Annotated in this window: 6 protein-coding genes and 1 pseudogene; 5 read left to right on the top strand and 2 right to left on the bottom strand. The window is 41.2% G+C overall.

Annotated features, from left to right (window positions below):
• Positions 1-1,110: 1,110 nt before the first annotated feature.
• The 5 genes from AC0L3Q_RS15025 (at position 1,111) to AC0L3Q_RS15005 (ending at position 22,193) form a co-directional block, all read left to right on the top strand.
• Entirely contained in the window at positions 1,111-1,275 is a 165-nt protein-coding gene (locus tag AC0L3Q_RS15025; RefSeq protein ID WP_170864661.1) for a hypothetical protein, read from the top strand.
• 802 nt (positions 1,276-2,077) lie between these two features.
• The gene (locus AC0L3Q_RS15020) at positions 2,078-18,817 is read left to right on the top strand and encodes a T9SS type B sorting domain-containing protein (protein ID WP_473280564.1); all 16,740 of its coding nucleotides are present in this window, start codon (positions 2,078-2,080) and stop codon (positions 18,815-18,817) included.
• 57 nt (positions 18,818-18,874) lie between these two features.
• On the top strand, positions 18,875-19,828 hold the full coding sequence (locus AC0L3Q_RS15015) for a PorP/SprF family type IX secretion system membrane protein (RefSeq protein ID WP_473280562.1): 954 nt from the start codon (positions 18,875-18,877) through the stop codon (positions 19,826-19,828).
• Positions 19,829-21,031: 1,203 nt separating this feature from the next.
• On the top strand, positions 21,032-21,694 hold the full coding sequence (locus AC0L3Q_RS15010; RefSeq protein ID WP_473280560.1) for a TrmH family RNA methyltransferase: 663 nt from the start codon (positions 21,032-21,034) through the stop codon (positions 21,692-21,694).
• 133 nt (positions 21,695-21,827) lie between these two features.
• Complete coding sequence (locus tag AC0L3Q_RS15005) at positions 21,828-22,193, top strand: VOC family protein (protein ID WP_473280558.1); 366 nt, start codon at positions 21,828-21,830, stop codon at positions 22,191-22,193.
• Positions 22,194-22,220: 27 nt separating this feature from the next.
• Here AC0L3Q_RS15005 and AC0L3Q_RS15000 read toward each other — a convergent pair.
• Both AC0L3Q_RS15000 and AC0L3Q_RS14995 read right to left on the bottom strand, forming a co-directional pair.
• A pseudogene (locus tag AC0L3Q_RS15000) lies at positions 22,221-22,981 on the bottom strand (carboxypeptidase-like regulatory domain-containing protein).
• Between the two features lie 84 nt (positions 22,982-23,065).
• Positions 23,066-24,826 carry a DEAD/DEAH box helicase gene (locus AC0L3Q_RS14995; RefSeq protein ID WP_473280556.1) on the bottom strand — a complete coding sequence of 587 codons (1,761 nt, stop codon included), beginning with the start codon at positions 24,824-24,826 and terminating at the stop codon, positions 23,066-23,068.
• Positions 24,827-24,855: the final 29 nt, after the last annotated feature.

Below are 24,855 nucleotides of genomic sequence, written 5' to 3'. Positions count from 1 at the left end.
AAACAACCTTGTTCATTGCATAATTTTGGCGAGTCTGCAAGCAAGGGTCTGAATAACTATTAGTTCAAACCAAATCAACCATTATGAAGGAAATAGTATCTGCTACAAAACGAAAATCTTATTCTTTTCTCTCTGTAGATGTTTTTGAAATATGTTTTAATAGCAAGATTCTTAAAACCAACTGTAGTAAGTATGTATATAGAAATTTTATCATGCTAACTAGTTTTTTGATATTGCTATTCATATATCTTGGTTTGGCATTTTCTTTTTTACAAGGTTGAAGCAAACCTTGAGATGGATATAAAGGATAGAAATAATTGATATCAGCTATCAAATTGTTCGGCAATACAAAATGAAACAATCCAATCATTATTTTCTTTAATTATTAAATGCTGGACGTGAATTTCACACTTAAAAAAATCGATTTAAACATTTTTTTGAAGGATAAATAACGTTTTTTTAGTTTTTTATATGTGAAATATAAGTATTTTCTTACTTTTTTTGTTAAAGTTTGCTCTATTTATAATAAGACTATTGTTGATTTTTGGTTGTAACCACCTGATTTATATTTGTTTATAAAAAATTTAAGGTTTACCCGTAATTTTTTTGATGTTTTAAAATGCTTATAATCAGTCTTTTATGTATAATTTTATTCCAAGGAAAAAGTACAGATAGTATTTAAAATACGAAGGAAAAATTGGTACCAATAACAATAAAATGATCTTAGTAGATTAAGCATTGTTTTTTTCAAAGATGTACTTAATAAATTGATAATAATGATTTTTTACTGAAATAAAGTTTTGGCGAGCCGGCTTTAGTAAAAAATGTGAATAACGATAGATATAAAGAAGTTAACCAGTATGAAATAAAACTTTCCTAAAATCTGAATGTTTGCTATCACATGTATAGAGAATAAACTTCAGATTGTAATTTAAAATTTTGTTTTTGCGTTGGTAAGCGCACTGTATATTCCAGGAAGTTTTAAAATATAGTTTACTCCTTATTTCACATTTTCACCATCGTTATTCTTGATTATTAATAATTCCATTAGACATATGTCTTGAGTGTCTTTAACTGTTCAAGAATAAACCATTTTAAAAAAATTAAATCATGAAAGAATTATTGAATCTTGAGGGAGTAAAAACTTTAAATCGTAATGCGCAGAAAAATGTTCGCGGAGGTGATTATGTAATGGACAGTTGTTTTGATTTTTGTCCAGGTACAGTTCAAGGAAACATTTTTACTGGACAATGTACATGCATTACAGGATCTTAAAAATATTTGGTATTTAATTGAAAGACCTTTCCTAATTTAGGAAAGGTTTTTAATTTTTGTGCTTTTAGGATTAATCCCAAAAGCATATGTTCTCAATTCTTAAGATGATATCATTTATATAGTACTCTTTTCGATAACAAACCTAGTTTAATTGCTTGGTTGTTAGCTTTTTCGGTTTTTGTATGGTTTTGCCTTATTAATTTTGAGGTTTAAGTTTTGTGATTAAATGAGTATTATACATAAATTTAGGAAAGAAAAGAAATCTTGTTTTTTACAAGTGTTTAAAATTATCGTGCAGTACAAAATATTGTTTTACAGATCTATGTTAGTCCCCTATATAGATTACTTCTTTAACAATTAGAAATATAAATCGCTGCTGGAATATTTTTTAGATAAATGCTACGTCAAAATGTTACCAAATCATGTCGGAGACATGTTTTGGGTTGATAACTATTGATAATCATTGTCTAAAATGTCTTTTATGTTTACTTCAACTTATTACTCATTAAAAAGATGTAAATGGAATTCCATTTACAAGAATCTACTATTGTATGAACATATCGTTATTCAATCAATATCATGTTCTGTCTTCCATAGAACTAGAATAAAGAACATCATGTGATCAATTTGTTAACGTGCTTTAATGATAATTAGTAGTGCGGTGACAACATCTTTTCCCCTATACAGGATTTTACATTGAGAACAAAATTCAAAATATATGCATCGTTTAAATATTTCCTTCTTACTAGTACTTTGTTTCTTTAAATCTTTTGTTTTCGTAGCGCAAAACGATCGTACTAACTTGACCTTAGAACTCTACGAAAATTTTCATCTCCAAGATCAGTTATTTAGCACTAACGGTAATGAATTGTTTTTAAAAAACGTTGATCAAGAACGACAAATATTACCTTCCTTTAGTCTTGCCAAAAGCACATTTAGCACAAAATCACCTTTAGATCCTCCTACATTAGATCTGGATGAAATTACACCAGGCGATGATTACGAATTCTTCTTAGAACCTACAACTGGCAATGTTTTTCGAACTACAAGAGGTAATGTAGCAATCACCTCAGATACAGGGACTATATCAAGTGCAACAATAACTGTTACAGGTAATATTGATGCTAACGAGCTTTTTGCAATTCCTGCAGATGCAGGAGGATTCGATATCTATTTTTTTACAGCAAGTAATACCAATACATATAATCGAGCAGGAGGGTTGGTTATTCAAGTCGCTCAAACAGGAACTAGTTTTACTATTACAGAAACTTCAAATACACCAATACCCAATGCAATTTTAGAAGATTTTTTAGAAATAATTCTCTATGGAGATTTGAATTCTCCATATACAGAGGGGTTGAGAACATTAGATTTTACCCTTAATGATACTACCGGTGGTTCTACAACATCACAAACACTTATTCATGTTGTTGTAGCTCCTGATGCCGTGGATGATGCAAATAGTGTTAATGCAAACTCGGTGACTCCTATTACTGGTAATGTATTGACTAATGATACTGACAATACAACAGGAGGAGATGTGTTAGCAGTATCCGAAATAAACGTTTTTCCTTCTGCTGTAGGGACAACATATAATACACTATATGGTTCTATAACTGTACAATCTGATGGATCATATTCATACTTGGTAGATACAAGTAGTCCAGCAGTAGCGGGATTGACAAGCAGCACATCGCTGGATGATATTATAGCGTATACTGTAGAAGATAGTAGCGGTGCTTTTGATTACGGGATTCTGACCATTACGATTAATGGAGTAGATGATCCCCCTGTTGCTGTAGATGATAACAATAGTGTAAGTGTGGGAGTAGTAAATACAGCTACAGGAAATGTAATTGATGGAGATGGATCAAGTGGACAAGATTTGTTGGATAGACCCTTATCAAGACTTATATGGGAGAACGAATTTACAAATGGAGCTGCTGTAGGAGGGCAAACCAGGACTATAGGCGGAGTAAATATAGATTTCACCTCATTGGATCCAAGTGGGGCGGGAAATGCATTTAATCAAACTTCTCAAAACACCTTAACCAATGGAGGGCATACCGGGTATTTGTTATTCAATATAGATCCAGCAACCAATCCAGTCTCAGATACTCAGCTGATTATAGATTTTGATCAAGAGGTTTTTAATGTCGGGTTTTTAATAACAGATATTGATTATTCTCAAGGTACAATTTGGCAAGATCAGGTTACAATTCAGGGATTCTCTGGTGGCTCGCCAACACCAGTAAATTACAATTTTATTAGAACTGGTGGAATTGTAGAAGCAGGATCAGATACTTTTTATGGAACAGGGACTGCTGTAGAGGAGGATGCAACGGGAAATATTAATGTCGCATTTCAAGCACCGATAGATCAATTAGTAATCTCATATAATTATGGGCCTAATGTTACTGATGCCGATCCTGGAGGGCAAATAGCTGGAGTATCCGATATTTTTTGGCAAGGAGATAATGTAGTATCAATTTTTGCAGTTAATGGGAATCCTTTAAATGTAGGAAATTCTATAGCTACAATGTACGGTTTTCTTACTCTAAATTCAGATGGATCTTATACCTATGTGTTAGATCAAAACAATCTTGCAGTAATTGGGCTTGCCGCAGGAGCTACATTAATAGATACTATACCTTATACATTAAGAGATGCAGCCTTAAATACAGATTCGGCAAACCTAATCATAACCATTGTAGGTACTCTGGATACAGATGGAGATGATATCCCTGACGAAGTAGACCTGGATGATGATAATGACGGGATAACCGATACATTAGAAAACGACATAGGAGTCGACCCTTCGGCAGATGCAGATAATGATGGGATCTTAAATTTTGAAGATGCTGATAACAATGGGAGCGGTGGAGCTCCTACCTGTACCGATGGAAATACCGACGGAATATGTGATGATTTAGATACTGTTTTTGACCGAGATCAAGATGGAGTTCCTAACCATTTGGATTTGGATAGCGATAACGATGGAATTTATGATGCCGTTGAAGCTGGGCATAACCAAACACAAGTAAATGGTGTGGTTTCGGGAGCTGTTGGAACTGATGGTATTCCTGATGCGGTTCAGGGCGTGGGAAATGAAAATAGCGGAACAATTAACTATACATTGACCGACAGTGATACAGATAATGATGATAACTTCTTAGAACTGGATAGTGATAATGATGGCTGTAATGATGTAATTGAAGCAGGGTTTACCGATAATGATAATAATGGATTCTTAGGAAATGGGACTTTTGGTTCAGGTTTGACAGTAGATAGTAATGGAGTTGTTACCTCTGGAAGTGATGGATATACTGGGACAAATTCAGATGTGGTCACTCCAGGAACTGCTCCGTCAATAACTACTCAACCTACCAACTCAGCTATATGTCCTAATACCAATACAACATTTAGTGTTGTTGCAGCTAATGCGGATACATATCAATGGCAGTTATTTAATGGATCAACTTGGGATGATTTAACTAATTCAGGGATTCATAGTACGGTTACGACCACAACATTAACCATAACGAATGCTCCAGTTGCAGCTGATGGAAACCGTTATCGCCTTATTGCTTCCAGTTCTACATATTTGTGTACTGTAGCAACCTCAAATGAGGTGGAACTTACTGTTGAAGATGTTACAGATCCAACAGCGAGCAATCCATCACCGATCACAGCACAATGTGCCGCACCTACACCAGATATCACCGTCGTAACAGATGAGGCAGATAACTGTGGTACGCCAACGGTTGCTTTTGTAAGTGATGTCAGTGATGGGAACAGCAACCCGGAAGTCATCACCAGAACCTATAGTGTTACGGATGCCGCTGGGAATAGCATCAATGTGACTCAGACAATCACGATTAATGATACTACCGATCCAACGGCAAGTAATCCATCACCGATCAGTGCCCAATGTGCCGCACCAACACCGGATGTTACTGTCGTTACTGATGAAGCGGATAACTGTGGTACGCCAACGGTTGCTTTTGTAAGTGACGTAAGTGATGGGAACAGCAACCCGGAAGTCATCACCAGAACCTATAGTGTTACGGATGCCGCTGGGAATAGCATCAATGTGACTCAGACGATCACGATTAATGATACTACCGATCCAACGGCAAGTAATCCATCACCGATCAGTGCACAATGTGCTGCACCTACACCAGATATCACCGTCGTAACAGACGAGGCAGATAATTGTGGTACACCTACGGTGGCTTTTGTAAGCGATGTCAGTGATGGGAACAGCAATCCCGAAGTCATCACCAGAACCTATAGTGTGACGGATGCCGCTGGGAATAGCATCAATGTGACTCAGACGATCACGATTAACGATACTACCGATCCAACGGCAAGTAATCCATCACCGATCACAGCACAATGTGCTGCACCAACACCGGATATTACCGTCGTTACTGATGAAGCGGATAATTGTGGTACGCCTACGGTGGCATTTGTAAGCGATGTAAGTGATGGCAACAGCAACCCGGAAGTCATCACTAGAACCTATAGTGTTACGGATGCCGCTGGGAATAGCATCAATGTGACTCAGACGATCACGATTAATGATACTACCGATCCAACGGCAAGTAATCCATCACCGATCACAGCACAATGTGCTGCACCTACACCAGATATTACGGTCGTTACTGATGAAGCGGATAACTGTGGTACTCCAACAGTTGCTTTTGTAAGTGACGTAAGTGATGGCAATAGCAACCCAGAAGTCATCACCAGAACCTATAGTGTTACGGATGCCGCTGGGAATAGCATCAATGTGACTCAGACGATCACGATTAACGATACTACCGATCCAACGGCAAGTAATCCATCACCGATCACAGCACAATGTGCTGCACCAACACCGGATATTACCGTCGTTACTGATGAAGCGGATAATTGTGGTACGCCTACGGTGGCATTTGTAAGCGATGTCAGTGATGGCAACAGCAACCCGGAAGTCATCACTAGAACCTATAGTGTTACGGATGCCGCTGGGAATAGCATCAATGTGACGCAGACAATCACGATTAATGATACTACCGATCCAACGGCAAGTAATCCATCACCGATCACAGCACAATGTGCCGCACCTACACCAGATATCACCGTCGTAACAGATGAGGCAGATAACTGTGGTACGCCTACGGTGGCTTTTGTAAGCGATGTCAGTGATGGGAACAGCAATCCCGAAGTCATCACCAGAACCTATAGTGTGACGGATGCCGCTGGGAATAGCATCAATGTGACTCAGACGATCACGATTAACGATACTACCGATCCAACAGCAAGTAATCCATCACCGATCACAGCACAATGTGCTGCACCTACACCGGATATTACCGTCGTTACTGATGAAGCGGACAATTGTGGTACGCCTACGGTGGCATTTGTAAGCGATGTAAGTGATGGCAACAGCAACCCGGAAGTCATCACTAGAACCTATAGTGTTACGGATGCCGCTGGGAATAGCATCAATGTGACTCAGACGATCACGATTAATGATACTACCGATCCAACGGCAAGTAATCCATCACCGATCACAGCACAATGTGCCGCACCTACACCAGATATCACCGTCGTAACAGATGAGGCAGATAACTGTGGTACGCCAACGGTTGCTTTTGTAAGTGATGTCAGTGATGGGAACAGCAACCCGGAAGTCATCACTAGAACCTATAGTGTTACGGATGCTGCAGGGAATAGCATCAATGTGACTCAGACGATCACGATTAATGATACTACCGATCCAACGGCAAGTAATCCATCACCGATCACAGCACAATGTGCCGCACCTACACCAGATATCACCGTCGTAACAGATGAGGCAGATAACTGTGGTACGCCTACGGTGGCTTTTGTAAGCGATGTCAGTGATGGGAACAGCAATCCCGAAGTCATCACCAGAACCTATAGTGTGACGGATGCCGCTGGGAATAGCATCAATGTGACTCAGACGATCACGATTAACGATACTACCGATCCAACGGCAAGTAATCCATCACCGATCACAGCACAATGTGCTGCACCAACACCGGATATTACCGTCGTTACTGATGAAGCGGATAATTGTGGTACGCCTACGGTGGCATTTGTAAGCGATGTAAGTGATGGCAACAGCAACCCGGAAGTCATCACTAGAACCTATAGTGTTACGGATGCCGCTGGGAATAGCATCAATGTGACTCAGACGATCACGATTAATGATACTACCGATCCAACGGCAAGTAATCCATCACCGATCACAGCACAATGTGCTGCACCTACACCAGATATTACGGTCGTTACTGATGAAGCGGATAACTGTGGTACTCCAACAGTTGCTTTTGTAAGTGACGTAAGTGATGGCAATAGCAACCCAGAAGTCATCACCAGAACCTATAGTGTTACGGATGCCGCTGGGAATAGCATCAATGTGACTCAGACGATCACGATTAACGATACTACCGATCCAACGGCAAGTAATCCATCACCGATCACAGCACAATGTGCTGCACCAACACCGGATATTACCGTCGTTACTGATGAAGCGGATAATTGTGGTACGCCTACGGTGGCATTTGTAAGCGATGTCAGTGATGGCAACAGCAACCCGGAAGTCATCACTAGAACCTATAGTGTTACGGATGCCGCTGGGAATAGCATCAATGTGACTCAGACGATCACGATTAATGATACTACCGATCCAACGGCAAGTAATCCATCACCGATCACAGCACAATGTGCCGCACCTACACCAGATATCACCGTCGTAACAGATGAGGCAGATAACTGTGGTACGCCTACGGTGGCTTTTGTAAGCGATGTCAGTGATGGGAACAGCAATCCCGAAGTCATCACCAGAACCTATAGTGTGACGGATGCCGCTGGGAATAGCATCAATGTGACTCAGACGATCACGATTAACGATACTACCGATCCAACAGCAAGTAATCCATCACCGATCACAGCACAATGTGCTGCACCTACACCGGATATTACCGTCGTTACTGATGAAGCGGACAATTGTGGTACGCCTACGGTGGCATTTGTAAGCGATGTAAGTGATGGCAACAGCAACCCGGAAGTCATCACTAGAACCTATAGTGTTACGGATGCCGCTGGGAATAGCATCAATGTGACTCAGACGATCACGATTAATGATACTACCGATCCAACGGCAAGTAATCCATCACCGATCACAGCACAATGTGCCGCACCTACACCAGATATCACCGTCGTAACAGATGAGGCAGATAACTGTGGTACGCCAACGGTTGCTTTTGTAAGTGATGTCAGTGATGGGAACAGCAACCCGGAAGTCATCACTAGAACCTATAGTGTTACGGATGCCGCTGGGAATAGCATCAATGTGACTCAGACGATCACGATTAATGATACTACCGATCCAACGGCAAGTAATCCATCACCGATCACAGCACAATGTGCCGCACCTACACCAGATATCACCGTCGTAACAGATGAGGCAGATAACTGTGGTACGCCTACGGTGGCTTTTGTAAGCGATGTCAGTGATGGGAACAGCAATCCCGAAGTCATCACCAGAACCTATAGTGTGACGGATGCCGCTGGGAATAGCATCAATGTGACTCAGACGATCACGATTAACGATACTACCGATCCAACAGCAAGTAATCCATCACCGATCACAGCACAATGTGCTGCACCTACACCGGATATTACCGTCGTTACTGATGAAGCGGACAATTGTGGTACGCCTACGGTGGCATTTGTAAGCGATGTAAGTGATGGCAACAGCAACCCGGAAGTCATCACTAGAACCTATAGTGTTACGGATGCCGCTGGGAATAGCATCAATGTGACTCAGACGATCACGATTAATGATACTACCGATCCAACGGCAAGTAATCCATCACCGATCACAGCACAATGTGCCGCACCTACACCAGATATCACCGTCGTAACAGATGAGGCAGATAACTGTGGTACGCCAACGGTTGCTTTTGTAAGTGATGTCAGTGATGGGAACAGCAACCCGGAAGTCATCACCAGAACCTATAGTGTTACGGATGCCGCTGGGAATAGCATCAATGTGACTCAGACAATCACGATTAATGATACTACCGATCCAACGGCAAGTAATCCATCACCGATCAGTGCCCAATGTGCCGCACCAACACCGGATGTTACTGTCGTTACTGATGAAGCGGATAACTGTGGTACGCCAACGGTTGCTTTTGTAAGTGACGTAAGTGATGGGAACAGCAACCCGGAAGTCATCACCAGAACCTATAGTGTTACGGATGCCGCTGGGAATAGCATCAATGTGACTCAGACGATCACGATTAATGATACTACCGATCCAACGGCAAGTAATCCATCACCGATCAGTGCACAATGTGCTGCACCTACACCAGATATCACCGTCGTAACAGACGAGGCAGATAATTGTGGTACACCTACGGTGGCTTTTGTAAGCGATGTCAGTGATGGCAACAGCAATCCCGAAGTCATCACCAGAACCTATAGTGTGACGGATGCCGCTGGGAATAGCATCAATGTGACTCAGACGATCACGATTAACGATACTACCGATCCAACGGCAAGTAATCCATCACCGATCACAGCACAATGTGCTGCACCAACACCGGATATTACCGTCGTTACTGATGAAGCGGATAATTGTGGTACGCCTACGGTGGCATTTGTAAGCGATGTAAGTGATGGCAACAGCAACCCGGAAGTCATCACTAGAACCTATAGTGTTACGGATGCCGCTGGGAATAGCATCAATGTGACTCAGACGATCACGATTAATGATACTACCGATCCAACGGCAAGTAATCCATCACCGATCACAGCACAATGTGCTGCACCTACACCAGATATTACGGTCGTTACTGATGAAGCGGATAACTGTGGTACTCCAACAGTTGCTTTTGTAAGTGACGTAAGTGATGGCAATAGCAACCCAGAAGTCATCACCAGAACCTATAGTGTGACGGATGCCGCTGGGAATAGCATCAATGTGACTCAGACGATCACGATTAACGATACTACCGATCCAACGGCAAGTAATCCATCACCGATCACAGCACAATGTGCTGCACCAACACCGGATATTACCGTCGTTACTGATGAAGCGGATAATTGTGGTACGCCTACGGTGGCATTTGTAAGCGATGTAAGTGATGGCAACAGCAACCCGGAAGTCATCACTAGAACCTATAGTGTTACGGATGCCGCTGGGAATAGCATCAATGTGACTCAGACGATCACGATTAATGATACTACCGATCCAACGGCAAGTAATCCATCACCGATCACAGCACAATGTGCCGCACCTACACCAGATATCACCGTCGTAACAGATGAGGCAGATAACTGTGGTACGCCTACGGTGGCTTTTGTAAGCGATGTCAGTGATGGGAACAGCAATCCCGAAGTCATCACCAGAACCTATAGTGTGACGGATGCCGCTGGGAATAGCATCAATGTGACTCAGACGATCACGATTAACGATACTACCGATCCAACAGCAAGTAATCCATCACCGATCACAGCACAATGTGCTGCACCTACACCGGATATTACCGTCGTTACTGATGAAGCGGACAATTGTGGTACGCCTACGGTGGCATTTGTAAGCGATGTAAGTGATGGCAACAGCAACCCGGAAGTCATCACTAGAACCTATAGTGTTACGGATGCCGCTGGGAATAGCATCAATGTGACTCAGACGATCACGATTAATGATACTACCGATCCAACGGCAAGTAATCCATCACCGATCACAGCACAATGTGCCGCACCTACACCAGATATCACCGTCGTAACAGATGAGGCAGATAATTGTGGTACACCTACGGTGGCTTTTGTAAGCGATGTCAGTGATGGCAACAGCAATCCCGAAGTGATCACTAGAACCTATAGTGTTACCGATGCTGCTGGCAATAGCATCAATGTGACTCAGACAATCACCATTAACGATACTACCGATCCAACAGCAAGTAACCCAGCGCCTATTACAGCACAATGTGCTGCACCAACACCAGATATTACTGTAGTTACCGATGAAGCAGACAACTGTGGTACGCCTACTGTGGCATTTGTAAGTGATGTCAGTGATGGGAATAGCAACCCAGAAGTCATCACCAGAACTTATAGTGTGACGGATGCTGCAGGAAACAGCATCAATGTGACGCAGACAATCACGATTAATGATACTACTGATCCAACGGCGAGCAATCCAGCACCAATCAGTGCCCAATGTGCTGCACCTACACCGGATATTACTGTGGTTACAGATGAAGCGGACAATTGTGGTACACCTACGGTGGCTTTTGTTAGCGATGTCAGCGATGGAAATAGCAATCCCGAAGTGATCACCAGAACTTATAGTGTGACGGATGCTGCAGGGAATAGCATCAATGTGACGCAGACAATCACGATTAACGATACTACCGATCCAACAGCAAGTAACCCAGCGCCTATTACAGCACAATGTGCTGCACCTACACCGGATGTTACTGTAGTTACTGATGAAGCGGATAATTGTGGTACACCAACCGTTGCTTTTGTAAGCGATGTCAGTGATGGTAACAGCAATCCCGAAGTGATCACTAGAACCTATAGTGTTACGGATGCCGCTGGAAACAGTATTAATGTGACTCAGACGATTACGATTAACGATACGACAGATCCAACAGCGAGTAATCCAGCACCGATCAGTGCACAATGTGCTGCACCAACACCGGATATTACCGTCGTAACAGACGAGGCAGATAACTGTGGAACTCCTACGGTGGCTTTTGTTAGTGATGTCAGCGATGGAAATAGCAATCCCGAAGTGATCACCAGAACTTATAGTGTGACGGATGCCGCAGGCAACAGCATCAATGTGACGCAGACAATCACCATTAATGATACAACAGATCCAACAGCAAGTAACCCAGCACCGATCAGTGCACAATGTGCTGCACCAACACCGGATATTACCGTAGTTACTGATGAAGCGGACAATTGTGGTACTCCAACAGTTGCTTTTGTAAGTGACGTAAGTGATGGCAACAGCAATCCCGAAGTGATCACCAGAACTTATAGTGTTACGGATGCTGCAGGAAACAGCATTAATGTAACTCAGACGATTACCATTAACGATACGACAGATCCAACGGCAAGTAACCCAGCACCGATTACAGCACAATGTGCTGCACCCACGCCGGATATTACTGTGGTTACTGATGAAGCGGATAATTGTGGTACACCTACGGTGGCTTTTGTAAGCGATGTCAGTGATGGCAACAGCAATCCCGAAGTGATCACCAGAACCTATAGTGTTACTGATGCCGCTGGGAATAGCATCAATGTGACGCAGACGATCACCATTAACGATACTACCGATCCAACAGCGAGTAATCCAGCACCGATCAGTGCACAATGTGCTGCACCTACACCAGATATTACGGTCGTTACTGATGAAGCGGATAACTGTGGTACTCCAACAGTTGCTTTTGTAAGTGACGTAAGTGATGGCAATAGCAACCCAGAAGTGATCACCAGAACTTATAGTGTGACGGATGCTGCAGGGAACAGCATCAATGTGACTCAGACGATTACGATTAACGATACTACCGATCCAACAGCAAGTAACCCAGCGCCTATTACAGCACAATGTGCTGCACCAACACCGGATATTACCGTCGTTACTGATGAAGCGGATAATTGTGGTACGCCTACGGTGGCATTTGTAAGCGATGTAAGTGATGGCAACAGCAACCCGGAAGTCATCACTAGAACCTATAGTGTTACGGATGCCGCTGGGAATAGCATCAATGTGACTCAGACGATCACGATTAATGATACTACCGATCCAACGGCAAGTAATCCATCACCGATCACAGCACAATGTGCCGCACCTACACCAGATATCACCGTCGTAACAGATGAGGCAGATAACTGTGGTACGCCTACGGTGGCTTTTGTAAGCGATGTCAGTGATGGGAACAGCAATCCCGAAGTCATCACCAGAACCTATAGTGTGACGGATGCCGCTGGGAATAGCATCAATGTGACTCAGACGATCACGATTAACGATACTACCGATCCAACAGCAAGTAACCCAGCGCCTATTACAGCACAATGTGCTGCACCTACACCGGATGTTACTGTAGTTACTGATGAAGCGGATAATTGTGGTACACCAACCGTTGCTTTTGTAAGCGATGTCAGTGATGGTAACAGCAATCCCGAAGTGATCACTAGAACCTATAGTGTTACGGATGCCGCTGGAAACAGTATTAATGTGACTCAGACGATTACGATTAACGATACGACAGATCCAACAGCGAGTAATCCAGCACCGATCAGTGCACAATGTGCTGCACCAACACCGGATATTACCGTCGTAACAGACGAGGCAGATAACTGTGGAACTCCTACGGTGGCTTTTGTTAGTGATGTCAGCGATGGAAATAGCAATCCCGAAGTGATCACCAGAACTTATAGTGTGACGGATGCCGCAGGCAACAGCATCAATGTGACGCAGACAATCACCATTAATGATACAACAGATCCAACAGCAAGTAACCCAGCACCGATCAGTGCACAATGTGCTGCACCAACACCGGATATTACCGTAGTTACTGATGAAGCGGACAATTGTGGTACTCCAACAGTTGCTTTTGTAAGTGACGTAAGTGATGGCAACAGCAATCCCGAAGTGATCACCAGAACTTATAGTGTTACGGATGCTGCAGGAAACAGCATTAATGTAACTCAGACGATTACCATTAACGATACGACAGATCCAACGGCAAGTAACCCAGCACCGATTACAGCACAATGTGCTGCACCCACGCCGGATATTACTGTGGTTACTGATGAAGCGGATAATTGTGGTACACCTACGGTGGCTTTTGTAAGCGATGTCAGTGATGGCAACAGCAATCCCGAAGTGATCACCAGAACCTATAGTGTTACTGATGCCGCTGGGAATAGCATCAATGTGACGCAGACGATCACCATTAACGATACTACCGATCCAACAGCGAGTAATCCAGCACCGATCAGTGCACAATGTGCTGCACCTACACCAGATATTACGGTCGTTACTGATGAAGCGGATAACTGTGGTACTCCAACAGTTGCTTTTGTAAGTGACGTAAGTGATGGCAACAGCAATCCCGAAGTGATCACCAGAACCTATAGTGTTACTGATGCCGCTGGGAATAGCATCAATGTGACGCAGACGATCACCATTAACGATACTACCGATCCAACAGCGAGTAATCCAGCACCGATCAGTGCACAATGTGCTGCACCTACACCAGATATTACGGTCGTTACTGATGAAGCGGATAACTGTGGTACTCCAACAGTTGCTTTTGTAAGTGACGTAAGTGATGGCAATAGCAACCCAGAAGTGATCACCAGAACTTATAGTGTGACGGATGCTGCAGGGAACAGCATCAATGTGACTCAGACGATTACGATTAACGATACTACCGATCCAACAGCAAGTAACCCAGCGCCTATTACAGCACAATGTGCTGCACCTACACCAGATATCACCGTCGTAACGGATGAAGCGGATAATTGTGGTACACCAACCGTTGCTTTTGTAAGTGATGTCAGTGATGGGAACAGCAATCCCGAAGTGATCACTAGAACCTATAGTGTTACGGATGCCGCTGGAAACAGTATTAATGTGACTCAGACGATTACGATTAACGATACGACAGATCCAACAGCGAGTAATCCAGCACCGATCAGTGCACAATGTGCTGCACCCACGCCAGATGTTACTGTAGTTACTGATGAAGCGGATAATTGTGGTACACCTACTGTGGCTTTTGTAAGCGATGTCAGTGATGGTAACAGCAATCCCGAAGTGATCACTAGAACTTATAGTGTGACGGATGCTGCAGGGAATAGCATCAATGTGACTCAGACGATTACGATTAACGATACTACCGATCCAACGGCGAGCAATCCAGCACCAATCACAGCCCAATGTGCTGCACCTACACCGGATATTACCGTCGTTACTGATGAAGCGGATAATTGTGGAACTCCTACTGTGGCTTTTGTTAGTGATGTTAGTGATGGCAACAGCAATCCAGAAGTGATCACTAGAACCTATAGTGTTACGGATGCTGCAGGGAATAGCATCAATGTGACTCAGACGATTACGATTAACGATACTACCGATCCAACGGCGAGCAATCCAGCACCAATCACAGCCCAATGTGCTGCACCTACGCCGGATATTACTGTGGTTACTGATGAAGCGGATAATTGTGGTACACCTACGGTGGCTTTTGTAAGCGATGTCAGTGATGGGAACAGCAATCCAGAAGTGATCACTAGAACCTATAGTGTTACTGATGCCGCAGGCAACAGCATCAATGTGACTCAGACAATCACGATCAACGATACTACAGATCCAACGGCGAGCAATCCAGCACCGATCAGTGCTCAATGTGCTGCACCTACACCGGATATTACCGTCGTAACTGATGAAGCGGATAATTGTGGTACACCTACGGTGGCATTTGTAAGCGATGTCAGTGATGGCAACAGCAATCCAGAAGTCATCACTAGAACCTATAGTGTGACCGATGCCGCTGGCAATAGCATCAATGTGACTCAGACGATCACCATTAACGATACGACAGATCCAACAGCGAGTAATCCATCACCGATCAGTGCACAATGTGCTGCACCTACACCGGATATTACGGTCGTTACTGACGAGGCAGATAACTGTGGAACTCCTACGGTGGCATTTGTAAGCGATGTTAGTGATGGCAACAGCAACCCGGAAGTAATTACTAGAACCTATAGTGTGACGGACGCTGCAGGTAACAGCATCAATGTGACGCAGACGATCACCATTAACGATACAACAGATCCAACAGCGAGTAATCCAGCACCGATCAGTGCCCAATGTGCTGCACCTACGCCAGATATTACCGTCGTTACTGATGAAGCGGATAACTGTGGTACACCTACTGTGGCTTTTGTTAGTGATGTTAGTGATGGCAACAGCAATCCCGAAGTGATCACTAGAACCTATAGTGTTACTGATGCCGCAGGCAACAGCATCAATGTGACTCAAACGATCACCATTAATGATACTACCGATCCAACAGCAAGTAATCCATCACCGATCAGTGCCCAATGTGCTGCACCTACACCAGATATTACCGTCGTTACCGATGAAGCAGATAACTGTGGTACACCAACGGTGGCTTTTGTTAGTGATGTGAGTGATGGCAATAGCAATCCCGAAGTGATCACCAGAACCTATAGTGTTACTGATGCCGCTGGGAATAGCATCAATGTGACGCAGACGATCACCATTAACGATACAACCGATCCAACAGCAAGCAACCCATCACCGATCAGTGCACAATGTGCTGCACCTACGCCGGATATTACCGTCGTTACGGATGAAGCGGACAACTGTGGTACACCTACTGTGGCATTTGTAAGTGATGTCAGTGATGGGAACAGTAATCCAGAAGTGATCACTAGAACCTATAGTGTGACGGATGCCGCAGGAAACAGTATTAACGTGACGCAGACAATTACCATTAACGATACTACCGATCCTACAGCAAGTAACCCTGCACCGATCACAACACAATGTGCTGCACCTACGCCAGATATTACTGTGGTTACCGATGAAGCAGACAACTGTGGTACACCTACGGTGGCATTTGTCAGTGATGTAAGTGATGGGAACAGCAATCCCGAAATGATCACCAGAACTTATAGTGTGACGGATGCTGCAGGAAACAGCATTAATGTCACTCAAACGATCACGATTAATGATACTACCGATCCAACGGCGAGTAATCCAGCACCGATCAGTGCCCAATGTGCTGCACCTACACCAGATATCACTGTCGTTACTGATGAAGCGGACAATTGTGGTACGCCTACTGTGGCTTTTGTAAGTGATGTAAATACCAGTGTTGGAATAATTACTCGAACTTATAGTGTGACGGATGCTGCAGGGAATAGTATCAATGTCACTCAAACGATTACCATTAATGATACGACAGATCCTACAGCGAGTAATCCAGCGCCGATTACAGAACAATGTGCTGCACCCGCACCGGATATTACCGTCATTACTGATGAAGCAGATAATTGTGGTACACCAACCGTGGCATTTGTAAATGATGTTAGTGATGGCAACAGCAATCCGGAAGTGATCACCAGAACTTATAGTGTGACAGATGCAGCAGGAAACAGCATCAATGTAACTCAAACGATTACCATTAACGATACCATCGACCCGGCTATTGCTTGTCCTTCAGATATTACTCAGCAAGTAGATATGGGGTCATCATCTGCAGTCGTTAACTTTTCTCCTCCGGTAGGAACGGATAATTGTTCAGGAGTATCTACAACTCAAGTAAGCGGGTTGCCATCTGGATCAGCTTTTCCTGTTGGAGTAACTACGAATACATTTGAAGTAACGGATGGAGCAGGGAATACTGCTATTTGTAGTTTTGATGTTATTATTTCGGCAGAAATTATAGCTAATGATGATGAAGTACTCATAGATGGAGATTTAGGAGGGAATTCTATAAACGTTGTGGATAGCAACGACCTTTTAAATAATAATGGAGCTATGCTCGGAGTCAATGTGTCTATTACCAACATTGTGGACCCTGATCCTTCAGATGGTGTAAGTTTGGATCCATTAACTGGAGAGATATTAGTATTACCAGGAACGCCTTCCGGAGAATATAATATTACCTATACTTTATGTAACACAATCGCACCTATTGTATGCGATGATGCTGTAGTTAGTATTACAGTTACCAATAGTTCCAATGCAAATTTATCACTCACAAAAACGGGTAGTTATATTGATAGTAATGGAGACAATACATTGAATGCAGGAGATGAAATACACTATGCTTTTACAGTTGAAAATAATGGAAATGTCGATGTAAATGATATTCTTCTAATGGATGAGTTAGCAGGTATAACAGTGGTGGGAGGACCAGTGGATTTAGCAGCAGGCGAAATTGATGTAAACAGTTTTAGCGCAATATACGTATTGACTGAAGAAGATGTTTTAGCCGGAAATGTTTCTAATCAGGCAACTGTTGCCGGAATTACACCCAGCGGACAAGAGGTGGTAGATGTTTCAGATGACCCTTTGAACAATACCAATATAGATATAGATGGAGATGGAGATTTTGAAGATGTTACCATTACTTCGATTGGATTTGATGAAGATGTTACTATATATACAGGATTTTCTCCAAATGGTGATGGTGTGAATGATGTATTAGTGATTAATGGAATTGAGCAGCTAGAAAACAAACTGGAAATTTTTAATAGATGGGGTATTATAGTTTATGAAGCTGAAGGGTACGGAAGAGATGGCAATTTCTTTGAAGGAATCTCAAATGGAAGAACTACAATTAAAGGAGGAGACCAACTACCAGTAGGGACCTATTACTATGTGCTCGAATATGTGCTAGAAACGGGAGAACAAAAACGGAAAGTAGGCTTTTTATACATTAATAGATAATTAGGGAGGTTATGCATATTTCTCTGTATTGCTATTCTGAATATTAAATTGAATTGAATGAAAAATATACAATTAATTAGTATTGCCGTTTTGAGTTTGGTATTTCATATTACTTATGCCCAACAAGATGCACAGTATACACAATATATGTACAATACAATAAGTGTAAACCCTGCCTATGCTGGAAGCCGAGGAGTAATGAGTGTCATGGGATTACATAGAAGTCAATGGGTAGGCCTGGATGGAGCTCCAAGAACCCAAACGCTAACCCTGAATTCTCCAATAGGAGAGAACGAACGTCTTGGAATCGGACTTTCTGTGGTCAATGACGAAATAGGACCGACGAATGAGACATATATAGGAGTCGATTTTTCGTATACTATTCCTACTTCAGAGATAGGTAAGCTAAGTTTTGGGATTAAAGGAGGCGCACACTTACTGAATGTTGATTTTCAGGAATTGGTACAGTTTAATCAAAATGACGCGCTGTTTGAGAATAATATTGACAATAAGTTTAGCCCTCAGGTAGGAGTAGGGGTCTACTATCACACTAATAAGTTTTATTTGGGGTTAAGTGCTCCAAATTTATTGGAGACAGATCATTTTGACGAAAGCTCTACCAGTAGTGATAGTGATGCAGTTAGTTTTTTGGCTGAAGAACGCATCAACTATTATTTAATCGCAGGTAATGTTTTTGATATTACAGATGATCTGAAGTTTAAACCCGCATTGTTAACCAAATTGGTTTTTGGTACTCCGTTACAAGTAGATGTGTCTGCTAATTTCTTAATGTACGAACGCTTGACTTTAGGAGTTGCCTATCGATGGAGTGCAGCCGTAACTGGACAAGTTGCGTTCCAAATATCAGATGCTATGATGATCGGATTTGCATATGATAGAGAAACCACAGAATTAGGTCAATCACAATTTAATGATGGAAGTTATGAAGTAATGTTACGATTTGAATTGTTTAAGAAATACAACAGAATGCTAACTCCTCGTTTCTTTTGATGTATAACTTGAAAATAGAGAGTATAGCAATAAGCCTTGATGATAAAGCAAATCAGTGAATTTATTCTGATTAAATAAAAATAAGATAGCATATGGATATATTAGTACAAGATAAAAACCGCATTTTTCATGAGTATTTCCCTGTTGATGAGGGGTAAACTTTAAATAAAATTAAATTTTACGGTTTTAACGTAACAATTGTGAGGTTCAAAATTATTTAAGTTTAGTAAAATGTACTTATCTTTAAAAAGTATTATGTTATTGGGAACAGAAAGTAATATCAAAGGGAAAGGAAAGTTTATTTTTTGCGCCACCTTGAGCTTTCTTAAATTCAATTATTTTTAGTGCGTAAGTGTACAAAAGATAATGTTCTTCTTAAGAAACGATTTTAGGAAGAAGGAAGTAAGAGGAATACGAAAACATATATTGTGAAATGAGTCAAAAACAGTTTCTTTTTTCGATACTGTTATAATGAATGATATGTTGTAAACTTTAGATTTCTGATTAAGTGTTTAGCATAAGCAGTTAATTAGAAAACTAAAAAACAACCCCGCTATTTGTAAAACTTTGGCGAGCCAACAAAAGCAGGGTGTGAATAACGATTAATAGTAAATTAACCATTATGAGAGAATTATTACTTCTTGTGTTTACCAATTTCTTGGTACTTCTTCATAAAAAAATATTCCTCATTGCAGAGAAATGTAAGTGCTTTCAGCATTTTCTAATGTGTTCGAAAGATAGGAATTCTGTAGGTTTTTTACGGAGTATCCGTAATATTTTTAAGATTTTCTTAACAAGATTCTTTTATATATCGCCTTCTTTATTGTTTGGTCGTTTTGATAAGGCTAAATCCAACGAATTGATGGTGAATACAATATCCTTATTGACACATATAATAGTACATAAAGTTCCATTTTCTAAAAACAGATTAACAATGGATACGAATTGATAGTAGGACAAAATATAAGTTCTGTATGAGAATGCAGAACTATAACGATGCATTTTGACGATGTGTTTACTTTAAACCCCCCGGCTTTAGGGGTAATTCTGGGGGTTTTACTTTGAAAAAAATAAACCACAAACATATTTAACTTTTAGTGTTTTAGTAAATTAAATGTAGATTTTAGGAGACTCGCCCGACATAATGATCGGGCGAGTCTATTTATAAAAGTATTTATCATTCAATTTTATATTTTAGCATTTATGATAGATACCGATCTTCTCACATATTTAGAATCTTTTCTTACACCCAGACGACTTGGGTTGTACGATAGTGTATTGAGTAAAAGAACTAACCATTTTACAGTAGCGATAGAAGATGTGTACCAATTGCATAATACGAGTGCTGTAATACGGAGTTGTGATGTTTTTGGGGTGCAAAATGTTCATGTCATTGAAGAGGTAAACCAAAAAAGAATTGATAGAGAGATCGCAATGGGAGCTCAAAAGTGGGTAGATGTTAATCAATATGCTACTACAAAAGATTGTATACAATCTCTCAAAAAACAGGGTTATCAAATCGTAGCCACAACTCCTCATGAGGATTCCAAAGTTTTGGAAGACTTTGATATTGCAAAACCTTCGGTTTTCTTTTTTGGTAGAGAACAATTTGGGCTTAGCGATCTTGTTCTGGAAGCTGCAGATACCAATCTACACATTCCTATGGTTGGCTTTACAGAAAGTCTCAATATTTCGGTATCAGCAGCAATCATATTGCAACATGTGACTAACAAGTTAAGACAATCGGATATCGTTTGGCAATTGTCTGAAGAAGAAAAGCTCGAGAAACGAATGGAGTGGGCCAAGAAAGCAATCAAAAGTCATGAAAAAATTATTGAACGTTACTACAAAGGTCAAGAATCATAGAAAGCTTTGAGATATTACTTTGCAACCTATTTTTAGAGAATACACATAATTAGTACTAACATTCACATATTTTTTTGAATACCCTATAAAATGTAAAGTATATTGTAGTTGCTAACATCTAAAATCGTACAAAATGATAAACTGGTTCGAAATTCCTGTAGCAAATATGCAACGCGCAAAAACGTTCTATGAAATCGTTTTTGACCTGAAAATTACCGTTCATAAAATGGGAGACCTTGAAATGGGTTGGTTTCCTAACAAAAGTGCTTCAGGGATGGCTACAGGTACCTTGATTCGTGCTGGTGATCATTATAAACCAGGCAAGGATGGGGTGTTGATCTATTTCTCATGCGAGGATGTAGCTAATGAAATTGGTAGAGTCGCAGAAGCAGGAGGACAAGTCATTGCTGAAAAAAAACAAATTTCAGAAAGCAATGGATACATGGCTTATTTTATCGATTCTGAAGGTAATAGAATAGCCTTGCATTCTATGCAATAAACCTTTTGGGCGTTAAAATAATTGGGACTATTTTCTGTCTAATATTTTATACTCTTCATAGCATTCGCTAATAGCATCCAGAATTTGAAGGTCATTTGCAAATTTTATGAAGTCGGCAGAGTAATTACAGTTTCTCAGGATTTCATCAATATCCAGGCGCTCTATTTGCAATAGAGCCATCAAGGTAGCTCTGTCAAACTTATTTTCAAGAAGATTTCGTATCTCGTCGTCCTTTTTCATTTTGCGCAATTTTCGCAACTCTTTAGAACGTTTACTGAATATATTATAGAGAAAATCGGCAGGATTAAATATAGCACCCAAAACTTTATTTACAGCTCCCGGTTGTCTGCTACCCCCTCATAACCAGAGTTAAGTCCAGAAATACTGTATCGATAATTGTTATAAACCGGAATACGTTTGGCATCGATCTCCAAATATCCTGTTAGTTGAACATCGGCCACCACGACCTCTTCCAAAGCAATACCAAGCTCTGTCATTTTGATCTTTACATCTCCAAATTTAATCCAGTCGTTGGTTACTCTTACCTTCAAAGGTTTGTATCCGATATAAGAAAAGTATAAGGTGTCGTTTACTTTTGCAGGAATGGTAAAATCCCCTTCGCTATTGGTAATGGTCCCGATAACCTGGCTTAAGTTTACGATATGCACATTTTCCAGCACTTGATCATTGGCCGCATTCAATACCTTACCAGATACCTCTCCAGTGGTTTCCTGACCATAAGAAATGATACCAACTATAAGTGTAATATAAAATATTAGTTTCTTCATATATTATATATGACGTTCATTGTACATGAAGATAACATAAAAATCGGGCCAAAATTCATATAAGGTTGTTAATTAACCTCAAATTTACCTTCGATCTCTGCGTTTTCTTCGATCTCTTCTTGAGGAATCATTATTACTACGTCCCTCATTTTTACTGAATTTATTTCTTCCTTTAGGTTTGAACCCTTCGCTTCTTCTTTTACCCTTGAAGCCGCCTCCATCTCTTTTTCGTTTCCCGCCTTTTCGACCTCCTGGAGCTTTTGAGATTTCTACATTTACCTTGCGACCTTCCATTTTGAAGTCTTCAAAAACAGCCAAAACCCGATCCTGATATTCTGAAACCGTATTAAAGAAAGAGAAATTTTCTTTTACATCGACACGGCTTAGAGAATTACTGTCTAATTCTAACACTTCTTTCAAGAAGTCCTTTAATGTCATCCAGTCAAATCCATCTTTTTCTCCTACATTGATAAAGTATCGTGTAGTTCCATTTGCACTATGACCATGATCACCATCACCACCAGCGGCATTAAGATCTCTAGTGTTTTTATAATAATTATGGAAACGCGTAAACTCTACAGAAAAGAATTTCTTAATTAATTCTTCTTTTGAAAAACCTTCCAGAACCTCATGAATTGAAGGTAAATAAGGGTCAATTTCATGATTGATTTCAGCTTTTCCTATATCACTAGCCAAGTGAAATAGCTGTACCTGACAGATTTCTTCTCCACTTGGAATTTCTTTCTTCTCAAAACTCTTTTTGATGATACGCTCAATCGACTTGATCTTTCTGAGTTCACTTTTGGATACGATCACCATAGAAACACCACTCTTTCCCGCACGTCCGGTTCGACCACTACGGTGGGTGTAGGTTTCTATTTCGTCTGGCAATTGATAGTTGATTACGTGCGTTACATCGTCTACATCAATCCCACGAGCAGCAACATCAGTGGCAACCAGCATTTGGATTTGCCTATTTCTAAAACTCTTCATCACCAAATCTCTTTGATTCTGACTTAGATCACCATGTAATGCTGCAGCATTATATCCATCTCCGATAAGATTTTCTGCAACTTTTTGAGTATCTCTTTTGGTTCTACAAAAAATAACAGAAAAGATATCAGGGTTCGCATCTGCCAAACGTTTTAAAGCAGCATAACGATCTCTGGAATTCACCACGTAATATTCGTGAGATACATTTTTAGACCCGGTATTTTTATGACCAACAGTTATTTCTATTGGTGCGGTCATAAAGCGTTTGGCAATAGAAGCTACCTCTTTGGGCATTGTCGCCGAAAACAACCATGTATTTTTATCTTCTGGCGTATGGGATAATATCGCATTGATATCTTCAAAGAATCCCATGTTTAGCATTTCGTCAGCTTCGTCTAGCACACAATATTCTACATTAGAAATGTCAACCATTTTTCGATTGATCATATCCTGCATACGACCTGGAGTGGCTACCACGATTTGTGCACCTCTCTTGATCTGTTTTGCTTGTTCAGAAATGCTTGCTCCTCCATATATTGCTACAGTATGAAGCTCAGGGATATATTTAGAATAATTCTTCAGTTCGTTTGTAATTTGCAAGCAAAGCTCACGTGTAGGAGATAAGATCAATCCTTGTGTAATTCTACTCTTGTGATCGATTTTTTCGATTAGCGGAAATCCAAAAGCCGCAGTTTTACCGGTTCCGGTTTGCGCAAGAGCAACGATATCCGTATCGTCATTCAGTAAAATAGGAATTGCCTTTTCCTGAACCTCACTTGGGGTTTCAAATCCCATATCATTCACCGCCTTTATAATATCTTCACCGAGGCCTAAAGCTTGAAATTTATTCATGTTTATAAAAATAAGCCGCAAAGGTACGG

The organism is Aquimarina sp. KJ22-3, assembly GCF_055808215.1.
The sequence above is the reverse complement of the archived record's forward strand: the minus strand, read 5'-3'. Positions and strand labels throughout refer to the sequence as shown.

What these genes read in the sequence shown, in the direction of transcription:
- AC0L3Q_RS15025 (WP_170864661.1), top strand. Translation starts at nt 1,111, where the DNA reads ATGAAAGAATTATTGAATCTTGAGGGAGTAAAAACTTTAAATCGTAAT.
- AC0L3Q_RS15015 (WP_473280562.1), top strand. Translation starts at nt 18,875, where the DNA reads ATGAAAAATATACAATTAATTAGTATTGCCGTTTTGAGTTTGGTATTT.
- AC0L3Q_RS15010 (WP_473280560.1), top strand. Translation starts at nt 21,032, where the DNA reads ATGATAGATACCGATCTTCTCACATATTTAGAATCTTTTCTTACACCC.
- AC0L3Q_RS15005 (WP_473280558.1), top strand. Translation starts at nt 21,828, where the DNA reads ATGATAAACTGGTTCGAAATTCCTGTAGCAAATATGCAACGCGCAAAA.
- AC0L3Q_RS14995 (WP_473280556.1), bottom strand. Translation starts at nt 24,826, where the DNA reads ATGAATAAATTTCAAGCTTTAGGCCTCGGTGAAGATATTATAAAGGCG.